Below are 16,903 nucleotides of genomic sequence, written 5' to 3'. Positions count from 1 at the left end.
GCTGTTGCCATCACGCTAGGTGAAGGCACTGACAGAATGGACGCGTGAGTGAAGCTGGTGAATTTGTGGACTTCACGCTGCAGCGTGAATCGTCGTGGGAGAAGGCCATGGAAGCCCGGCAGCGCCTGGGCGGCATGAAGGTCTACGGCGCATCGGTTGGCGCAGTGCGAGGAACAGTCCGGGATGCCCTCAAGCGGCACAAGAACCTTGACCATGACGACATCACAGCCCTGAGCTCGGAACTGTGGGGTGAAGCGGTCTTTGAACGGAGGCTAGCTGCAGTTGTGTTGCTGCAAACCAAGGTTGGGATCCTGATCAACACGGACCTTACCCGCATTGAGGGTTTCATCAGGCAGGCCGGCACGGAGGAACTGGCCGATCCTTTGGCGGTGGATGTGGTCAAGCCCCTGCTCGCCGGGCTTGAGGGACAGGCAAAGGAACGCGCTGAACGTGTTTTGGAACGCTGGTCGCGTGACACGGATCCGTGGCTACGCCGTGCCGCGCAACTCGCCACGGACAACTCGACCCCTTGATAAGGCCCAGCCACCGGCCTACCGTTTTCATCAACACATGCCAGGCGCCAATTCCGTGAATTGAGAGGCAGGTTGTTCGATGAAATCGCTGTGGTTGGACAGGGAATCCAGCTTCACGTCCGATGCAATCCCCGATGAAAAGCACTTTGACACGATTGTGGTGGGAGCAGGGCTCACCGGAATGGTGACGGCCCTGCTGTTATCCAGATCAGGTCAGCGTGTGGCAGTTTTGGAAGCACGGACCCTCGGCGCCGTTACCACCGGCAACACCACGGGGAAACTAAGCCTCCTGCAAGGAGGGGCACTCTCGGCGCTGCGTGGCCAGTACTCGCTGAAAGTGGTGCAAGCCTATGTGGAGGCGAATCGCACTGGTCAGGCTTGGCTGATGCGGTATATGGAAGAGCAGGGCATCCCGTTTCAGCGCCGGACGGCAGTCACGTTCGCAACTAGCGACGACGGCGGCCAGCGCCTGCGCAAGGAGGCTGCCGTTTCTCGGGACGCCGGCTTGGACGTGCATTTCAGCCGTGACCCCGGGCTGCCATTCCCGGTGGTTGAGGCACTGGAACTTGATGACCAGGCGCAGATCCATCCGATGGAAGTCCTGGAGACGCTCGCCAGGGATATCCGGGAGCACGGCGGAATAATTGTTGAGGATGTCCAGGTGCAGGATGTGGGTTCGGACCTGCCTGTGGCAGTATCCACCCGAAAGGGCGCCTTCACTGCGAATACGGTGGTCATAGCCACCGGCACGCCGATCCTGAACCGCGGGCTCTACTTCGCCAAACTGGAACCGAACCGCTCGTACGCTGCGGCTCTTCGGCTTCCAGACGCAACCCCGCCTCCAAGCGGAATGTACTTGAGCATTGATCCACCCACACGTTCCCAACGCACTCACCCAACGCCGGAGGGTGAGTTGTTGCTGGTAGGCGGATATGGGCATACCGGCGGCCGGGCAGTGTCCCCCAAGGCCCACTTGGATGACCTTCTCTCCTGGGCAAACCAACACTATCCGGGCGCGGAAGTCACCCATACGTGGTCTGCGCAGGACTACCGGCCAACCAACCTTGTTCCCTTTTTTGGAAAGATGCCCAGGGGACACGGCCGGATCTTCTTCGGCACCGGCTACAACAAGTGGGGTATGAGCAACGGCGTTGCAGCTGCGTTATCGATTACTGCGGACATCCTGGGCGGCCAGTCTGATTGGGCCAGCGTCATACACCACCGGGTTACGTCGCCCCAGGGTGCTTTGGAAGCCGTTCGCCTCAATGCCGGCGTCGCCAAGCGCATGGTCGAAGACAAAGCCAAGGTCAGGAGCAATCCGGAGATCACGGACCAGACCCGTCCCCCGGAGGGGAGCGGCGTCGTCGGACTTTACAAGGGTGAGCCAGCCGCTGTGTCCACTGTTGATGGCAACGTCTGCATGGTGTCTGCCAGCTGCGCCCACTTGGGAGGCTTGCTGAGCTGGAACGACGCCGAGAAATCGTGGGATTGCCCTTTGCACGGCTCAAGGTTCGCTCCCGACGGCACGTACTTGGAAGGTCCTGCAACGCATAACCTGCAGAAGTCGCCACTCAAGAAGAAGGACAGTCAAGGAGCAGACTAAGCAAGCCGTTCGACGCGCCGCCGGGCCTGGTCCGCGGCGCGTCGTTGCTGTGTGGCGGCCCGGACGGCCAGCTTTTTCTCCGATTCAGCGGCTTCCGCGTCCCGGGTGATGCCGATCAGCTGAGCTTCGAGGGAAGCCAAACGCTTCTTGGCGTCGGCGATCTCCGCCTCGACGTCCGAGCGCCTGCCCGCGAATTCCTTGACAGCCTCCGACGCCTTCGATGCAGCGTTTTCGGCCTCCCGGGCCTCCTGATCGGCTGCCTCAAACTCCTTGCGGGCCTCTTCCAAAGCGGCCTGGCGCTTGTGGGCCCGGCGTTCGGCCAGGGATGTTGCGGCCTCGGCAGGTGCTTTCTCTTTCTGCTGCGGCTCTTGTTTCTTCTTGCTCTGCCGTGCTGGCCTGTCGTGCTGCGGTGCCGGCCTGGTTTCGGCGGGTAGCTTCAGTTCTGGCGGCTCTCCCGCCCCCAATATCTCATCGGGATTTGTTGCAGCGACGGCATCCGTCAGGTCCACGGACTCAAAGCCGCTCCCGCTTAGTCCGCGGACCAGCCGGCCTGTCGCCACCGCGGCTGAGGCGCCGGTGTCTGCCATTGCCGCGCGGAGAGTCTGCTCGACGTCGGCAACGGCGGCCGCGCTCAGCGGAGCTCCGAGCCTGGCCGCTAAGTCCTTGGCTGCGTGCACGGCCGAGGCCAGTTGGCCTTGCCGCTGCTGGCCAAGTCCACGGAAGGCCTCAGCGTCCCCCTCTTCTTGGACAGTGCGCAGGGAAGCGCCAAAACGCACGACGCCGTCAATCACCTCGGGTTGGTGAACGGCCAGCATGTTGATGGCCCAGGCGCCGGCGGCGGGCTTGGGCAGGCTGCCGATTTCCTTCGCGAGTTCCTTGTGCCCGGCCTCCTTGGCTATTCGCGCCAAGGCTGTCCGCTCGGCCGTGAATTCACGCGGCAGCACGGCGTACAACTGTTGGGCGGCATCGCGGAGATCCATGGATTCATCCTAGGGGCGCTGTTGCCGACCTTGCCGCTTATCCTTGGGTACTGGTCCATCACGCCCAAGGGCTTAGGGTAGCCTAAGTCACGTGGACCAGATCATGAGCTTGCCCTTTGGCGTCGCGCTTGCGGCGCTCTTCGCGATTGTCATGATCCGCGTCAATGTCACGTACTGGCTGGGCCGGGGAGCTGTTACCGGCTTCGCCCACACCCGCTTCGGCGATTCGCTCCAGCGGCCCAAAGCAGCCCAGGCCCAAGCCCTCATTCAGCGTTGGGGGCCGTACGCCGTCGTGCTCTCCTTCCTGACCGTCGGCCTGCAGACCGCGGTCAATCTGGCAGCCGGGGCAGCGCGGATGCCGTTGCGTCGTTACGTCCCCGCGGCAACCGTGGGCTCTGCCATCTGGGCGTTGCTGTATGCGACGATCGGCCTTGCCGCGCTTGAGGCGTGGCTGGCGGTAGCCGCGGCGTCGCCGGCTGGGGCCGGGCTGGCGGTGACGGTGGTGATCGCCGTGACGGTGTGGGTGACGGTGGCCCGGCGGCGTCGGGCAGCAGCCAAATCAGCGGATACAGTGGTCTGAGTTCTACTGCTGGATCGGCGAAAGGCTCGGGTTGACAACTTCACTACCGGAACTGGCGGAGGGCAACTTCTACTACGAATCGTTGGGTGAGGGTCGCTACCGCTCCACGATTCATGCCCAAGGTGCCTGGAATCCGCACGAACAACATATGGCTCCTGCCTCGGGCATCCTCGCTGATGCCCTGCTGAGGCATGAGCCCCGCGATGACGTCCGCATGGCGCGTATCAGCTACGAGATCCTAGGGCTGATCCCCGGAGGCGAGTTCCAGGTGACCACCTCAACTTTGAGGCCTGGACGGACCATCGAACTCATCCAGGCCGAGCTTTCCGCGGGTGGTCGCGTGGCCATCCGTGCCGCAGCGTGGCGCATGATCACCAGCGATACCAGCGCCGTGGCGGCGTCCGAAGACGAGGCCATGCCGGCCCCGGACGAATGCAAGCTGTGGGATGGTGCCAGTGTATGGCCCGGCGGCTACATCCGGTCCCTGGAAATGCGCATCGCCGAAGGCCACCGGCCGGGCTCGGGCAGGGTGTGGATCCGGACCATGCATCCTCTGACGGACAAGGAAGACAGCAGCGATCTTGCCCGCCTCATGGGCTTGGTCGATACCGCCAATGGCATCGCGGCACGGGTCCCGCCGGGGGAGAACAGCTACATCTTCCCCAATGTGGATCTGCAGATCCACATGTACCGTGCGCCGTCCGGAGAATGGCTCGGGCTGGATAACAAAGTTTCCTTCGGAGCCGAGGGCATCGGCCTCACGTCCAGCGTGCTCCATGACATCAACGGACCGTTCGGCAGGGCCGAGCAGATCCTGACGCTGAGGAAGAGCTGATGAGCGAAGCACGGCTGGAACGCGACCGTGGCGCTTCCGCCCGCCATAACCTCACGGTCTATCGCCAAGAGGATTCCCTCGGTGCCGCAGGGGATCTTGATTTTGCGTTGGAGCTGCTGAAGCGGGCCCGTAGCGGGCAACTGGGCCCTACCCTTCGCTTGTACCGCCCGCAGCCAACAGTTGCGTTTGGCCAGCGCGATGCGAACCTCCCTGGCTTCAGCGCGGCCGAGGATGCTTGCCGGGAGCTCGGGTTCGAGCCCCTCGTGCGGAAAGCAGGCGGACGTGCGGCTGCGTATCACCAGGGCACGCTGGTGATCGACCACATAGAGCCGCACCCTGACGCTATTGTCCGTGCGAAAGCCCGCTTCGCGGAGTTCGGTGAGCTGTTGGCAGGTGCGCTCCGCAACGTCGGCGTCCATGCCGCCGTCGGGGAGATCCCGGGGGAGTATTGCCCCGGGGAGTTCAGCGTGCATGGGGAGGATGCGGAGTTTCCCGCCCATCGCATCAAGCTGATAGGGACTGCCCAGCGGGTTGTTTCCGGCGGGTGGCTGTTCAGCTCCGTGATTGTGGTGGAGAACTCCGGTCCTATCCGTGACGTCCTGACGGCGAGCTATGCGGCGTTGGGCCTCGAGTGGGATCCTGCCACCGCCGGTGCTGCAAATGACCTGCTGCCCCATCTGGACGTCAAGACTGTGGAGGACGCCGTGGTTGACGCTTACCGCGGCTACGCAGACGTGGTGGACGGCGACTTCCGGAGTCTCTTGGCGTAAGGGGGCCTTTGGTCCACCGTTGTTGAGCGTGCTGGGAGCCGGGTTTACGCTGAGGGGATCAGGAGCACAACCACACGAAACCTGGTGGAATGATGGGCCGGAAGAAGCACCCAGTTCAGGATACCGACGTAGACCTGAGCGTCAGCGAGCCCAAGCGGTCGGCCGCCGGTTTGCCCAGCCTCAGCGAAACCCTGCCCCATGCAATGGCCCACATGGGCCCTTCCCGCGCATGGAAGACGCTCACAGCCGTCAATCAAAAAGACGGTTTTGACTGCATGAGCTGTGCTTGGCCCGATCCGCCGGAACGCAAGGCTGCTGAATTCTGCGAAAACGGTGCCAAGGCCATCGGGTGGGAAGCCGAGCCCCTGAGGATCCCCACGGAGTTCTGGGCGGGGAACCCGCTGGCTTCGCTGGAATCCCGTTCCGAGTACTGGCTGGGGCAACAGGGCAGGTTGGTGGAGCCTGTATATAAGGCCGCAGGGGCGGACCACTATGCGCCCATCAGCTGGGAAGAGGCCTTCGGCATTATTGCGAACGAATTGAACACGCTTGATGATCCGAGTGAGGCCACGTTTTACACCAGTGGACGGACCAGCAACGAAGCAGCGTTCCTGTACCAACTTTTCGTCAGGGCTTTTGGGACCAACAACCTTCCCGATTGTTCCAACATGTGCCATGAGTCCACGGGCGTAGCAATGGGCGAGACCATCGGGGTGGGCAAATCGGCCATCACGTACACGGACTTCGCAAAATCGGATCTGATCATCATCATGGGGCAGAACCCGGGAACCTGCCATCCGCGGATGCTGACGGCGTTGGAGGAGGCCAAGCTCGCGGGTGCGTCCATTGTCGCTGTTAATCCGCTGCCTGAGGCCGGGCTTATTAACTTCCGGAACCCGCAGCGCGTTCGCGGCATCGTTGGTAAGGGAACCGACTTGGCGGACCAATTCCTGCAGATCCGGCTCGCCGGGGACATGGCACTGCTGCAGGCCCTTTCCAAGCGCGTCCTGGATGCCGAACGGGCGGCACCCGGTTCGGTCCTGGATCGTGTATTCATTGATGAGCACTGCCAGGGGTTCGTTGGATTCGCCGCGCACCTGGCAACCTTGCAGGAGCGGGACGTTCTTGCCGCCACCGGCCTGCGCAGCACAGAAATCGATGAACTTGCTGACAGGTACATCCACGCGGACAAAGTCATCATCACGTGGGCCATGGGACTGACCCAGCACAAGAAGGCGGTTTCCACCATCAAGGAGATCATTAATCTCCTTCTGCTCCGCGGCAACATTGGAAAACCGGGGGCTGGACCCTCTCCAATCCGTGGACACAGCAATGTTCAGGGTGACCGCACCATGGGCATTTGGGAGAAAATGCCACCACGGTTCCTTGACGCCTTGCAGGATGAGTTTGGCTTTGACCCGCCACGAAAGGCCGGGGTTGATTCGGTGGACAGTATCCGTGGAATGCGGGACGGCAGGATCAAGGTGCTCATCGCGCTGGGCGGCAACCTGGTTCATGCGATTTCCGACACCACGGTTGCCGAGCAGGCTGTTCGGAAGACCCGGCTCTCAGTTCAGATCTCCACCAAGCTGAACCGCTCACACGTGGTGGTTGGAGAGCAGGCATTGATCCTACCTACTCTTGGCCGCACCGAAATCGACAGGCAGGACGGTATTGAGCAGTTTGTCACTGTAGAGGACACCGTATGTGCAGTGCACCGCTCCGCCGGGACGCTGGAGCCTATCGCTACGGATGTCCTCTCCGAGGTGGCGATCGTCAGCCGGCTGGCTGAGGCGGTTCTTGACCACAAAGTTCCGGTGGACTGGCCGGGCCTCAGGCGCAACTACGACACCATCCGTGACCACATCTCCCATGTGGTGCTTGGATTTGATGACTTCAATGCCCGCATCCGAGAGCGCGACGGCTTCGTCCTTCCGCACGGCCCCAGGGACTCGCGTACCTTCCCTACACCCACAGGTAAAGCCGTGTTTTCGGTGAATGATCTGGAAACCATTGAAATACCGGCCGGACGACTGCTCCTTCAGACGGTGCGCTCCCATGACCAGTTCAACACGACCACTTACTCCATGAACGATCGTTACCGTGGCATCAAGAAGGGCCGCATGGTCTTGTTGGTGAATCCGGAGGACCTGGCTGGGTTGGGTTTCCAGGATGGTGCCTACGTGGATGTGCACAGCGAAGCCGACGACGGCGTTGACCGTGTGCTGCGGCAGTTGCGTTTAGTGGCGTACCCCAGTGCCAGGGGCTGCGCCACGGCCTATTACCCGGAGGCGAACGTGTTGGTCCCGTTGGATTCAACTGCGGAAGGCAGTAATACGCCGGTATCGAAGTCTGTGATTATCCGGCTGGAGCCGGCTGCCGCCCCGGTTTTCGAGGCGGCAGCGGGCCAGGGGCACAGGCCTTAGTGGCCGCGTGCGATCCACTCATCCAGATGTGGCAACTCTGCGCCGATCGTGGTGGAGTCTCCGTGACCTGTGAGAACTACCGTTTCCGGAGGCAGTGACAGGATCCGCGTACGGATGGAATCGATAATGGTGGGGAAATCGCTGTAGGAGCGTCCCGTAGCGCCGGGGCCGCCTTGGAAGAGTGTGTCTCCGCTGAAGAGTGTCCCCTCCGTAGGCAGGTAGAAGCACACCGAGCCGGGCGAGTGCCCCGGAGTGTGGATCGCTTTCAAGGTGGCGCCGGCAACCTTGAATTCCTCGCCGTCCACGATCGAGTCGTCAGGATCCACCTCGGGGAAGACCGCGCGCCACAGCATCCAGTCGTCCTGGTGCAGGTGGATGGGTGCCTTGACGAGTTCCCAGAATGCTCCGGCCGAGCTGATGTGGTCGTCATGGCCATGGGTCAGCAGGATGGCTTTTACTGTGCGCCCGTTCACTGCCTCCAGGACGGCTGCAGGGTTGTGGGCGGGGTCGATGACGATGCATTCGGTGTCGTCGCCAATGATCCAGACGTTGTTGTCAACGTCCCACGTCCCGCCGTCCAGGGAGAATGTCCCCGAGGTTACGACGCGATCGATAGTGATGGTGGATTCAGTCACAGCTCGACCACCGATCGCAGGACGGCTCCGTGGTGCATCTTGTCGAATGCCTCTTCAACTTGGTCGATGGTAATTCGTTCGGTGACGAAAGCATCGAGGTCCAGTTTGCCCTGCTTGTAGAGGTCCACGAGCATGGGGAAATCGCGTGAGGGCAGGCAGTCCCCGTACCAGGACGACTTGAGTGATCCACCGCGTCCGAAGACATCGAGGAGAGGCAGTTCAAGGGTCATTTCCGGTGTGGGAACGCCCACCAGGACGACCGTTCCTGCGAGGTCGCGGGCGTAGAAAGCCTGCTTGTAGGTTTCGGGACGTCCGACGGCGTCAATCACCACGTCTGCGCCGAAGCCGCCGGTGAGCGCACGGATTTCTTCCACGGGATCCCCGGCTGAGGAGTCGACGGTGTGTGTGGCACCCAGGTCCTTGGCGCGCTGAAGCTTCTTGGCGTCGATGTCGACGGCGATGATGGTGGTTGCGCCCGCGAGTGCGGCTCCGGCGATTGCTGCCACGCCGACACCGCCGCAGCCAATGACGGCAACCGAATCGCCGCGTTTGACGCCGCCAGTGTTGAGGGCAGCGCCCAAGCCTGCCATGACGCCGCAGCCGAGCAGCCCTACCGCGGCGGCATCGGCGTCGGGGTCTACTTTGGTGCACTGCCCGGCGGCGACCAGGGTCTTTTCGATGAAGGCGCCGATTCCCAGTGCAGGCGAAAGCTCGGTGCCGTCTTCGAGTGTCATCTTTTGGGTGGCGTTATGCGTGTTGAAGCAGTACTGGGCCTGGCCGCGGTTGCAGGCGCGGCAATTGCCGCAGACGGCACGCCAGTTGAGGACGACGCGGTCGCCCGGAGTGATGTCGGTGACGTCGGGGCCGACTGCACTGACTACGCCGGTGGCTTCGTGGCCCAGCAGGAACGGGAAGTCGTCGCTGATGCCACCGAGCTTGTAGTGGAGGTCGGTGTGGCAAACACCGCTGGTAAGGATGTCGACGAGGGCTTCGCCGGGGCCGGGTTCGGGAACCAGGATTGTTTCGAGGGTGGCGGGTGCGCCTTTGGAACGCACGACGACACCTTTGACTGCATGGACCATTAATGTTCCCTTCGGACTCGCGGAGAGCGGGCCGGCTTAAGACAGCTGGGCCCGCTACGGATTCCCATTCTGTCTATCACAGGTGGCAGACAGTGCGGGGATTGTTCCGTGCGGACCCAGCGAGGCTTCAGGCGCAGCTTAGGCGGCGAGCCGGCTTTCAACTTCCGAAGCAGAAGGGTTGGTTGCTGCGGTTCCGTCCGGGAAGAGGACGGTGGGGACGGTGCGGTTGCCTCCGTTGAGCTGCTCGACGAGTTCGGCCGTGCCATCCACTTCTTCGATGTTGATCTCGGTGTAGCCGATGCCTTTGGCGTCCAGCTGCTTCTTCAGGCGGTTGCAGTAGCCGCACCAGGTGGTCGAGAACATGGTGATGGTGCCGGAGTCGGGAGTGAAATCCACAGAGCTCTCCTCAGTTTGGGTCGTTTTCACGGGTGGTTCGTTGGTATCAACCGTAACCCGCAGCCTAATAATTCCCCTGAGGCCGGGAACTGGGGTTACGTCACATTCCGGACTGGTGTGTCCTTGAACCACGCGGCAGACTGTTCCCATGTGTGGACGTTATGTGATGGCCCGTGCCGTGGGGGATCTGCTGGCCGACTTTGATGCCGAGCTTGAAAATGAGATCGCCCTCGAAAAATCGTGGAATGTGGCTCCAACGGATGCTGTTCCGATTGTGCTGGAAAGGCTCGTGGACGATGGATTGAAACGGCAGCTGCATGTTGCGCGCTGGGGGTTGGTTCCCTCATGGGCCAAAGATCCCAAAGGCGGCGCGCGCCTCATCAATGCCCGCAGTGAAACTCTCCTGGAGAAGCCGTCCTTCCGAAAGGCCGCCGTGGCCAGGCGATGCGCTGTTCCTGCCGATGGCTATTACGAGTGGAAGAAGGGCGAAGGCAAAAGCAAGCAGCCCTATTACGTACATCCGGCAAACGGCGAAGGGCTGGTCTTCGCCGGCCTTTATGAGTGGTGGCGGGACCAGTCGATGTCCAATGACGACCCCGCCCGTTGGCTGCTGTCCATGTCCATCATCACGGCCGATACGCCCACGTCCGAATCGGCCCGTACACGGCGCAGCGCTTCCGTCTTTGACGAGCTGACCGCTTTGCATGACCGGGTTCCCCTGCCCATGAGCCGGGACACCATGGAAGCCTGGCTGGATCCACGGCAGGACGATGCGGCCGGTTTGGTGGACATGGTGCGCTCAAGGGCGCACGATGCCGCTGCTGACTGGACGCTCGACGCCGTCGGGGCAGCGGTCGGAAATGTCCGGAACAACTCACCGGAACTCATCGAACCGGTGGAGGGCCTTTTCTAGCTAGAGCGATTCCGTGACCGGCACGCCGGCCTGGAACTCGCGCCCGTCCGCCTCGCTGAAGGCTGTCATGACGTGGCCTTTACTCAGTCCATGTATGGCCGACATCGGGAAGTTTCCCGTGATCACGTTGCCGGAGTGTTCCACGCCCTTGATGTCGTAGTTTTCCTCGGCGCTGAGTGAATGGTTGAAGGAGTAAAACGAGATCGCTTCTCCGTTCATGAACTCAATGCCCAGCCTGCGCTGGGAGGAATAGTCCTCGCTTGCGGCAACAAGGCCCACGACGTAGGCGCCGGAGCCCGGTATGTTGCCTTCGATTTCGAATCGAGCAACGAGGTTGTCATCGGCGGCGGAGATGCTGACCTGCTTCAGGAGTGCGTCATTGGTACTCATGCCACAATCCTGCTCTGTGGACCCGCCCGCGTCCACCCCTTTGCCCTCATCCCTCCAAGAGGCGGCGAACGTTGGCCGCAACGGTGGATCGGTCCATGTCCTGTCCGCGGCGGGCAGTCAGGAGGTGCATGGCCAACCCGTCACCGTAGTCCGATACCGCTTCAGCGCGGGCCCTTGCGTCAGTCACTCCCATGGAACCCAGCATCTGTTCAAGGGCTGAAAGCATTCTTTGGTGCCCGGCGGCCACAACGTCGGGCTGGTCCAAGGCAAAGGCGAATCGTGCCCTGGTCAGTTCAGCGTGGTTTTTTGCCAGCGCGAGCAGTGCCCCGGCGAGCTGTTCCGCCAGGGCGGCTACCGACGTCGGGATTTCGGATCCGCCCTGCTGCTGCAGCAGGAGCGAATCGCGTTCTTCAACGCGGTCGACGGCGGCAGCTACCAAAGCGGCACGGTTGCGGAAGTAATTGGAAGTAGTTCCCACGGCGACGCCCGCTTCGGCGTCAACGGCCCGATGGGTGAGTCCCTTGAGGCCTTTGGCAGCCACCACGGTGAGGGCCGCGTCGGCAAGGCTGGTTCGTCTGTCCGGCATGGCGAAAGTCTAGCCTTTAACCTCCCAATTACTACAAATGTAGTAGTAGAGTGGCGGCATGAAAAAGGTGGATATCGTCGGTGGGGGCATAGCGGGCCTCGCCCTTGCAGGAACCCTTGATCCCAGCCAGTTCCACGTCACTGTGCACGAACAGCGGGCTGACCTCCCAGCGGTGGGAACAACCCTGGCCATGTGGCCCGAGGCCCAGGAAGCCCTGGCTTCGTTGGGCATCCTTGGCGCCATCCGGGAAAACAGCCCCCTCATCAAAGGCGGTGCACTCAGGAGCTCCGCAGGCACTCCGTGGATAAGCGTGGAGGGGCAGAACCTTGTGGGGGTCGCCAGGCATACGCTCCTGCGGTTCCTCGACTCCGCCGTGCCCCCGACGGTCCAGAGGCGAAACGGAAAGGTGGACGCGGTTCCAGGCGACTCCTACCTGGCAGTAGCGGCGGATGGGGTGCACAGCATGGTGCGGCGCTCCGTGTGGGGCCAGGGGTGTGCCGCCAAGCTGACCCCCTACCTCGCCGTTCGGGGCGTCATTCCAGAAGACCCGGGCAGCGAAAGCATAGGTGAGTACTGGGGGCGCGGGGATCTCTTTGGCATCGGCCCATCAAGCGGCGGAACCAACTGGTACGCGTCCTTCCGCAGCGGCATGGGACCTGAAGGAATCGACGTCGGCGACGCCCTTGATTTGGCACGACGCCGCTACTCCAAGCACGCGACGGGCATCCAGCATGTCCTGAATACGGCGACGCCCGAAACGTCATTGGCACAACGCATTTGGACCACCCCGCCGCTATGGCGCTATTCGCGGGGCAATGTTGTCCTCATCGGAGACGCGGCCCACGCCATGGCGCCCAACCTTGGGCGGGGCGCCTGCGAATCGCTGATAGACGCCGTCACCCTGGGAAAGCTGGTCAATACCATGCCCCTGGACCAGGCCCTCACTGCCTACAACCGTCAACGTGTGCTTCGGACCCAGCAATTCCGCCTCGGGTCATCCCTGATGATGCGCGTCGCGCTCGCAGAGAGTGCCCAACCCCTGCGTGACAAGTTGCTCGAACTTACTGCCAGGCGGAAGTCCAAGGCGTCTCCAGGGAGCAAAACTTCCCAGTAGGTTTTGTCGGGGGAGCGACGTAAACTGGATATATTCGAACATACATTCGAATAGCGATTTTGCTGACAGGCGATTTTGCTGACCAGGTAATTTTGCTGATCCAGGGCGATGCCCCCAGGCAAGGAGTGTGGATATGGGGCTTTTCAGTGAGTCCGTGGACGTCATCTGCACGGAAACGGGAAGGCCACAAGCAATCCAGTGGAAAGGAATCCACTACGTCGTCACCAACGAACCCATCCGGTGGTACGAGCGGCGCCAATGGTGGGTGGAAGAAAGCAGGGCCCCTCTAGGAAGCGGCGCAGGCTTGGTAGACCACGAGATCTGGCGGGTCCAACTTCAGCGCCCACAGGATGAAGGGCAATCCGGCAAGGCCATAACCCTTGACCTCGTCCGACATCTCGCCAGCGGCCGCTGGCGGCTCCTTCGCATCCACGACGCCGCACCGGCCCGGGCAGTCGAACCAGACGAAGCCGCCTGAACCTTGAACTTCACACACCTGCACGTCTCCACAGCCTTCAGCGCCCATTACGGCGTTTCCTGGCCAGACGAACTTGCCCAGTCCGCAGCAGCAGATGGCGCAACAGCTCTCGCCTGTACAGACAGGGACGGCTTGTACGGCATCATCAAACACCTCAAAGCATGCATGGACGCCGGCATCGACCCCATCATCGGAGTGGACCTCGCCATCTTCGACGACGACGGCGACCACCGCACCCAAGTTGCGGGCCGCGTCGTCGTACTCGCCCACGGCAACAACAACGGCGCTGGCTACCGCGCCCTCTGCCGCCTCGTCTCCGACGCCCATGCCCGCACCTCCGGCAAGGCCGGGGGAGTGGTGCCCGTCGCCGTAACAAGGGCAGAACTCGCATCGAGGACACTGGACCCAAAAACCCTCAAACCCGTGCTTACCGTCCTCATAGGACCAGACTCCGATGTAGGCCGTGCCATGGGAGGGCGGAAATATCTTCGGCCCCGGACACTCTTCAAACAATGGATTGACGCCATGCCGCCCGGGACTATCGTTGCCGAGGCCGTATCCCACCTGAGCGCCCCTGGAGAACCCCTCAGCACAGCCCACGCTGTGCGCATGCTCAAGCTCGCCTTTGAATACAACATCCCCGCCATCCTCAGCAACGCCGTTCGCTACTGCGCCCAGGATGGCGCCCCAACCGCGGACGTCCTGGACTCCGCCCGCACACTAAAATCCCTCCCCGAACTTTCCGCAGCCCCCCTGCTCCAGCCAGCAGGTCAACTACAACCAACAGGTCCACTACAACCAACAGGGCAGGGCTGGTTGAAGAACGCCCAACAAATGCTCCAACTCGGTAAAGAGATCATGGGCGCGGCAGGGCAAGGAGCAGCCGGGCTGAACAAACTGCTCTCCAACACAGAAGCGCTCGCCGATAAATGCCGCATCGATCCCATCCTGGACATGGGATGGAAGAAGCCCGTTGTCCCTGAAGCCTCCATCATTGGCATCGACCGTGACCCCATGGTGGAACTCATCCAACGATGCGAGGCAGGAATCACCCGGCGCTTCCCAGGCATCAAAGGCGATGCGGAAGGGCAGATGCGCTCGCGGTTGGAACATGAGCTCGGAATCATCGGCAAGCTTGGTTTTGCCTCCTACTTCCTCACAGTGGCCGAAGTGTCCCGGATGATCATTGAAATGGGCGTCCGGGTAGCTGCCAGGGGCTCCGGGGCCTCGAGCTTGGTTAACTACCTGATCGACATCAGCCAAGTTGATCCGATCCGGCATGACCTCATTTTTGAACGATTCCTCTCGGGGCGCCGGTCAACCCTTCCTGATATTGACATCGACGTCGAAAGCGCCGAACGGCACAACGTCTACCGGAAGATCTTCGAGCGTTTCGGAGCGGAACGGGTGACCCTGATGAGTATGCAAAACGGTTACCGCGCCCGCGGTGCTGTCCGGGACGCCGGCATGGCTCTTGGCATGGACGAGGCTGAAATCGGCGAAATCGCCAAGCAGTTGTGGCGGTTCTCAGCCCGCAAATTCAGGGAAGCGTTGGTTGAAAAGCCTGAACTCCGTGAGTTTGCCGGGCGTGTGGAGTCTGGACGCGGAGGGCCGGGAGGCATGGAGGAAAACCAGCAGCTGGACCTGCTGGTGGATCTCACTGAAAGGTTGGATCGCCTTCCACGGCACATTTCCATGCACCCCTGCGGGGTGATCCTGGGGGACGCCACGCTCCTGGACAGAACACCGGTGCAGCCCAGCGGTTTGGGGCTACCCATGAGCCAGTTCGACAAACACGACATGGATCCCATGGGAATGCTCAAACTGGATGTCCTGGGTGTGCGGATGCAAAGTGCCATGGCGTTTGCGGTGCGGGAGGTTATCCGCCTGCACCCTTCCAAGGCAGAGGTAGTGGCGGCGGGCCACCATCCTGTGGAGCCGGGAAGCACAGGTCCGGACTATATTGCGGAGGACGGACGGATTGACCTCAATGCAGTGCCATTCGACGACGAGCCCACTTATGAGTTGATTCGCAGTACGCATACGTTGGGCTGTTTCCAGATTGAGTCTCCTGGCCAGCGTGAGCTGATTGGGAAGATGGCACCGCGGGAATTCAATGACCTCATTATCGATATTTCCTTGTTCCGGCCTGGGCCCATGAAGTCGGACATGGTCCGTCCGTTCCTGGAGCACCGGCATGGCTTCGCGCCTGAGGTGTACCCCCACCCGGACCTGAAGCCCGTCTTGCAGGAAACCCATGGCGTCACTGTTTTCCATGAGCAGATCCTGAAGACCTTCCACGTCATGACAGGGTGCGGTTTGGACAGGGCAGACGAGTTTCGCCGGGCCTTGGGTGACGAGATCCACGAACCGGAAGTGGAGAAGTACTTCCGCCGGGAAGCGATCAAGAGATACTCACCTGACGTCGTGGACAAAGTGTGGGGAACCCTCAAGGCCTTTGGCAGCTTTGGTTTCTGTAAAGCCCATGGAGCTGCCTTTGCAGTGCCCACCTATCAATCGGCGTGGCTGAAAACCCACCACCCTGAAGCGTTCCTGGCGGGGCTTTGGGAGCACGACCCCGGGATGTACCCCAAACGCCTGCTGGTTGCTGAGGCCCGCCGTTTGGGCATTCCCATCCTGCCCTTGGATATTAACCGCAGCCAGGCTGAATACAGGGTGGAAAGAATCCAGGAAGGCCAGGACTCCGGCAGGCTTGGCATTCGCTTGAGCCTGAACGGAATATACGGCCTCTCGGGAGCGGAGCTTAAGCGGATCGTGGCTGGGCAACCCTACGATTCCCTCGCCGACCTCAGGGCCAGGGCCAGGGTGAGCAAGCCGAATATCAAGAGGCTCGCCCAACTCGGGGCCTTCGACGCCCTGCACCGGGATGCTGGAGGAACAGCAAACCGCGCCGATTTGGTGCAGCACTTGCAGGCTCTCCAGACCAGTCCCTCCAAGAAGGCCAACGACGTCATTGAAGGGCAGTTGTCCTTGCCCCTTGGTGATGTGGAGTTGCGGAATATTGCTGCTGGACTACCTGAGCCCAGCATGGTGGACAACGTGCGGGCAGAACTTGATCTCATGGCTGTGGATGTGAGCGAGCATCTTATGGAAAGCCATAGGCCATTGCTGGACAAGCTTGGTGTCACCACGGCGGATAAGCTCCTGGGTCTTCGCAACGGCACCGAGGTACTGGTGGCAGGCGTCCGGATCGCAACTCAGACACCTCCCATGCGTGGGGGGCGCCGCGTAGTGTTCATCAGCATCGACGACGGTACAGGCTGCGTGGACACAGTCTTCTTCCATGAAGCCCAGGAAGAATCGGGTCCGCTCCTGTTTGGTACCCGCCTGCTGCTGATTCGAGGAACCACGCGACGAACTGGTCCCAAGGGAATCAGCCTAAGCGCAAGCAAGGCCTGGGACCTTGGCCGCCCCGAGACCCTGCCGTATGCAGAAGTCCTGCCACCCGGCGTCGGGCTTCCTCCGGAATTCACCCACTCAGGGCCCCTTGACGGTATCTCCAGGAACCTTGCCATCACCGGCCTCGGAAGCTGATCCCGGGCGACCGGAAGCTGATTCCAG

General features: G+C 61.7%; 16 protein-coding genes. 10 read left to right on the top strand and 6 right to left on the bottom strand.

What is annotated here, in order from left to right; all coding sequences use genetic code 11:
- Positions 1 to 44 precede the first annotated feature (44 nt).
- Entirely contained in the window at positions 45 to 533 is a 489-nt protein-coding gene (locus ACZ5G6_RS14240; RefSeq protein ID WP_223933065.1) for a DNA alkylation repair protein, read from the top strand.
- Between the two features lie 79 nt (positions 534 to 612).
- Complete coding sequence (locus tag ACZ5G6_RS14235) at positions 613 to 2,136, top strand: FAD-dependent oxidoreductase (protein WP_498686087.1); 1,524 nt, start codon at positions 613 to 615, stop codon at positions 2,134 to 2,136.
- Here ACZ5G6_RS14235 and ACZ5G6_RS14230 read toward each other — a convergent pair.
- Positions 2,133 to 3,116 carry a hypothetical protein gene (locus ACZ5G6_RS14230; RefSeq protein WP_498686085.1) on the bottom strand — a complete coding sequence of 328 codons (984 nt, stop codon included), beginning with the start codon at positions 3,114 to 3,116 and terminating at the stop codon, positions 2,133 to 2,135. The two genes, ACZ5G6_RS14235 and ACZ5G6_RS14230, sit on opposite strands and share 4 nt — an antisense overlap.
- A 91-nt stretch (positions 3,117 to 3,207) precedes the next feature.
- On the opposite strand from ACZ5G6_RS14230, the gene ACZ5G6_RS14225 reads away from it, so the two are divergent.
- From ACZ5G6_RS14225 to ACZ5G6_RS14210, 4 genes are all read left to right on the top strand, one after another.
- Entirely contained in the window at positions 3,208 to 3,696 is a 489-nt protein-coding gene (locus tag ACZ5G6_RS14225; RefSeq protein WP_498686083.1) for a DedA family protein, read from the top strand.
- Positions 3,697 to 3,727: 31 nt separating this feature from the next.
- On the top strand, positions 3,728 to 4,531 hold the full coding sequence (locus tag ACZ5G6_RS14220; protein ID WP_498686081.1) for a thioesterase family protein: 804 nt from the start codon (positions 3,728 to 3,730) through the stop codon (positions 4,529 to 4,531).
- Positions 4,531 to 5,301 (top strand): lipoate--protein ligase family protein, encoded by a 771-nt coding sequence (locus tag ACZ5G6_RS14215; protein ID WP_223933055.1) that lies wholly within the window; start codon positions 4,531 to 4,533, stop codon positions 5,299 to 5,301. The genes ACZ5G6_RS14220 and ACZ5G6_RS14215 overlap by 1 nt, the downstream gene beginning before the upstream one ends.
- A 92-nt stretch (positions 5,302 to 5,393) precedes the next feature.
- Complete coding sequence (locus ACZ5G6_RS14210; RefSeq protein WP_498691872.1) at positions 5,394 to 7,727, top strand: FdhF/YdeP family oxidoreductase; 2,334 nt, start codon at positions 5,394 to 5,396, stop codon at positions 7,725 to 7,727.
- Here ACZ5G6_RS14210 and ACZ5G6_RS14205 read toward each other — a convergent pair.
- From ACZ5G6_RS14205 to ACZ5G6_RS14195, 3 genes are all read right to left on the bottom strand, one after another.
- Positions 7,724 to 8,362 carry an MBL fold metallo-hydrolase gene (locus tag ACZ5G6_RS14205; protein ID WP_223933052.1) on the bottom strand — a complete coding sequence of 213 codons (639 nt, stop codon included), beginning with the start codon at positions 8,360 to 8,362 and terminating at the stop codon, positions 7,724 to 7,726. The two genes, ACZ5G6_RS14210 and ACZ5G6_RS14205, sit on opposite strands and share 4 nt — an antisense overlap.
- Entirely contained in the window at positions 8,359 to 9,444 is a 1,086-nt protein-coding gene (locus ACZ5G6_RS14200) for an S-(hydroxymethyl)mycothiol dehydrogenase (protein ID WP_223933050.1), read from the bottom strand. The genes ACZ5G6_RS14205 and ACZ5G6_RS14200 overlap by 4 nt, the downstream gene beginning before the upstream one ends.
- 138 nt (positions 9,445 to 9,582) lie before the next feature.
- Positions 9,583 to 9,840 (bottom strand): mycoredoxin, encoded by a 258-nt coding sequence (locus tag ACZ5G6_RS14195; protein ID WP_018777778.1) that lies wholly within the window; start codon positions 9,838 to 9,840, stop codon positions 9,583 to 9,585.
- Positions 9,841 to 10,006: 166 nt separating this feature from the next.
- Here ACZ5G6_RS14195 and ACZ5G6_RS14190 point away from each other — a divergent pair, with 166 nt between their 5' ends.
- Positions 10,007 to 10,753 carry an SOS response-associated peptidase gene (locus ACZ5G6_RS14190; protein ID WP_263422397.1) on the top strand — a complete coding sequence of 249 codons (747 nt, stop codon included), beginning with the start codon at positions 10,007 to 10,009 and terminating at the stop codon, positions 10,751 to 10,753.
- Here the strand turns inward: ACZ5G6_RS14190 and ACZ5G6_RS14185 are convergent, their stop codons facing one another.
- Both ACZ5G6_RS14185 and ACZ5G6_RS14180 read right to left on the bottom strand, forming a co-directional pair.
- Positions 10,754 to 11,143, bottom strand: a complete 390-nt coding sequence (locus tag ACZ5G6_RS14185; RefSeq protein ID WP_431115413.1) for a hypothetical protein — start codon at positions 11,141 to 11,143, stop codon at positions 10,754 to 10,756.
- Positions 11,144 to 11,189: 46 nt separating this feature from the next.
- Positions 11,190 to 11,729, bottom strand: coding sequence for a TetR/AcrR family transcriptional regulator (locus ACZ5G6_RS14180; RefSeq protein ID WP_498686078.1), 540 nt, complete (start codon positions 11,727 to 11,729; stop codon positions 11,190 to 11,192).
- A 58-nt stretch (positions 11,730 to 11,787) separates the two neighbouring features.
- Between ACZ5G6_RS14180 and ACZ5G6_RS14175 the strand changes: the two genes are divergently transcribed.
- From ACZ5G6_RS14175 to ACZ5G6_RS14165, 3 genes are all read left to right on the top strand, one after another.
- Positions 11,788 to 12,843: an FAD-dependent monooxygenase gene (locus ACZ5G6_RS14175; protein ID WP_223933043.1), complete on the top strand. Its 1,056-nt coding sequence runs from the start codon at positions 11,788 to 11,790 to the stop codon at positions 12,841 to 12,843.
- Between the two features lie 133 nt (positions 12,844 to 12,976).
- The gene (locus ACZ5G6_RS14170) at positions 12,977 to 13,321 is read left to right on the top strand and encodes a DUF6504 family protein (protein WP_223933041.1); all 345 of its coding nucleotides are present in this window, start codon (positions 12,977 to 12,979) and stop codon (positions 13,319 to 13,321) included.
- A 3-nt stretch (positions 13,322 to 13,324) separates the two neighbouring features.
- On the top strand, positions 13,325 to 16,876 hold the full coding sequence (locus tag ACZ5G6_RS14165; RefSeq protein ID WP_498686077.1) for a DNA polymerase III subunit alpha: 3,552 nt from the start codon (positions 13,325 to 13,327) through the stop codon (positions 16,874 to 16,876).
- Positions 16,877 to 16,903 lie beyond the last annotated feature (27 nt).

The sequence above is a fragment of the Arthrobacter sp. TmtSoilC51 genome (assembly GCF_055388015.1).
Note: the sequence above shows the minus strand (reverse complement) of the source record. Positions and strands in the feature narration are given on the sequence as shown.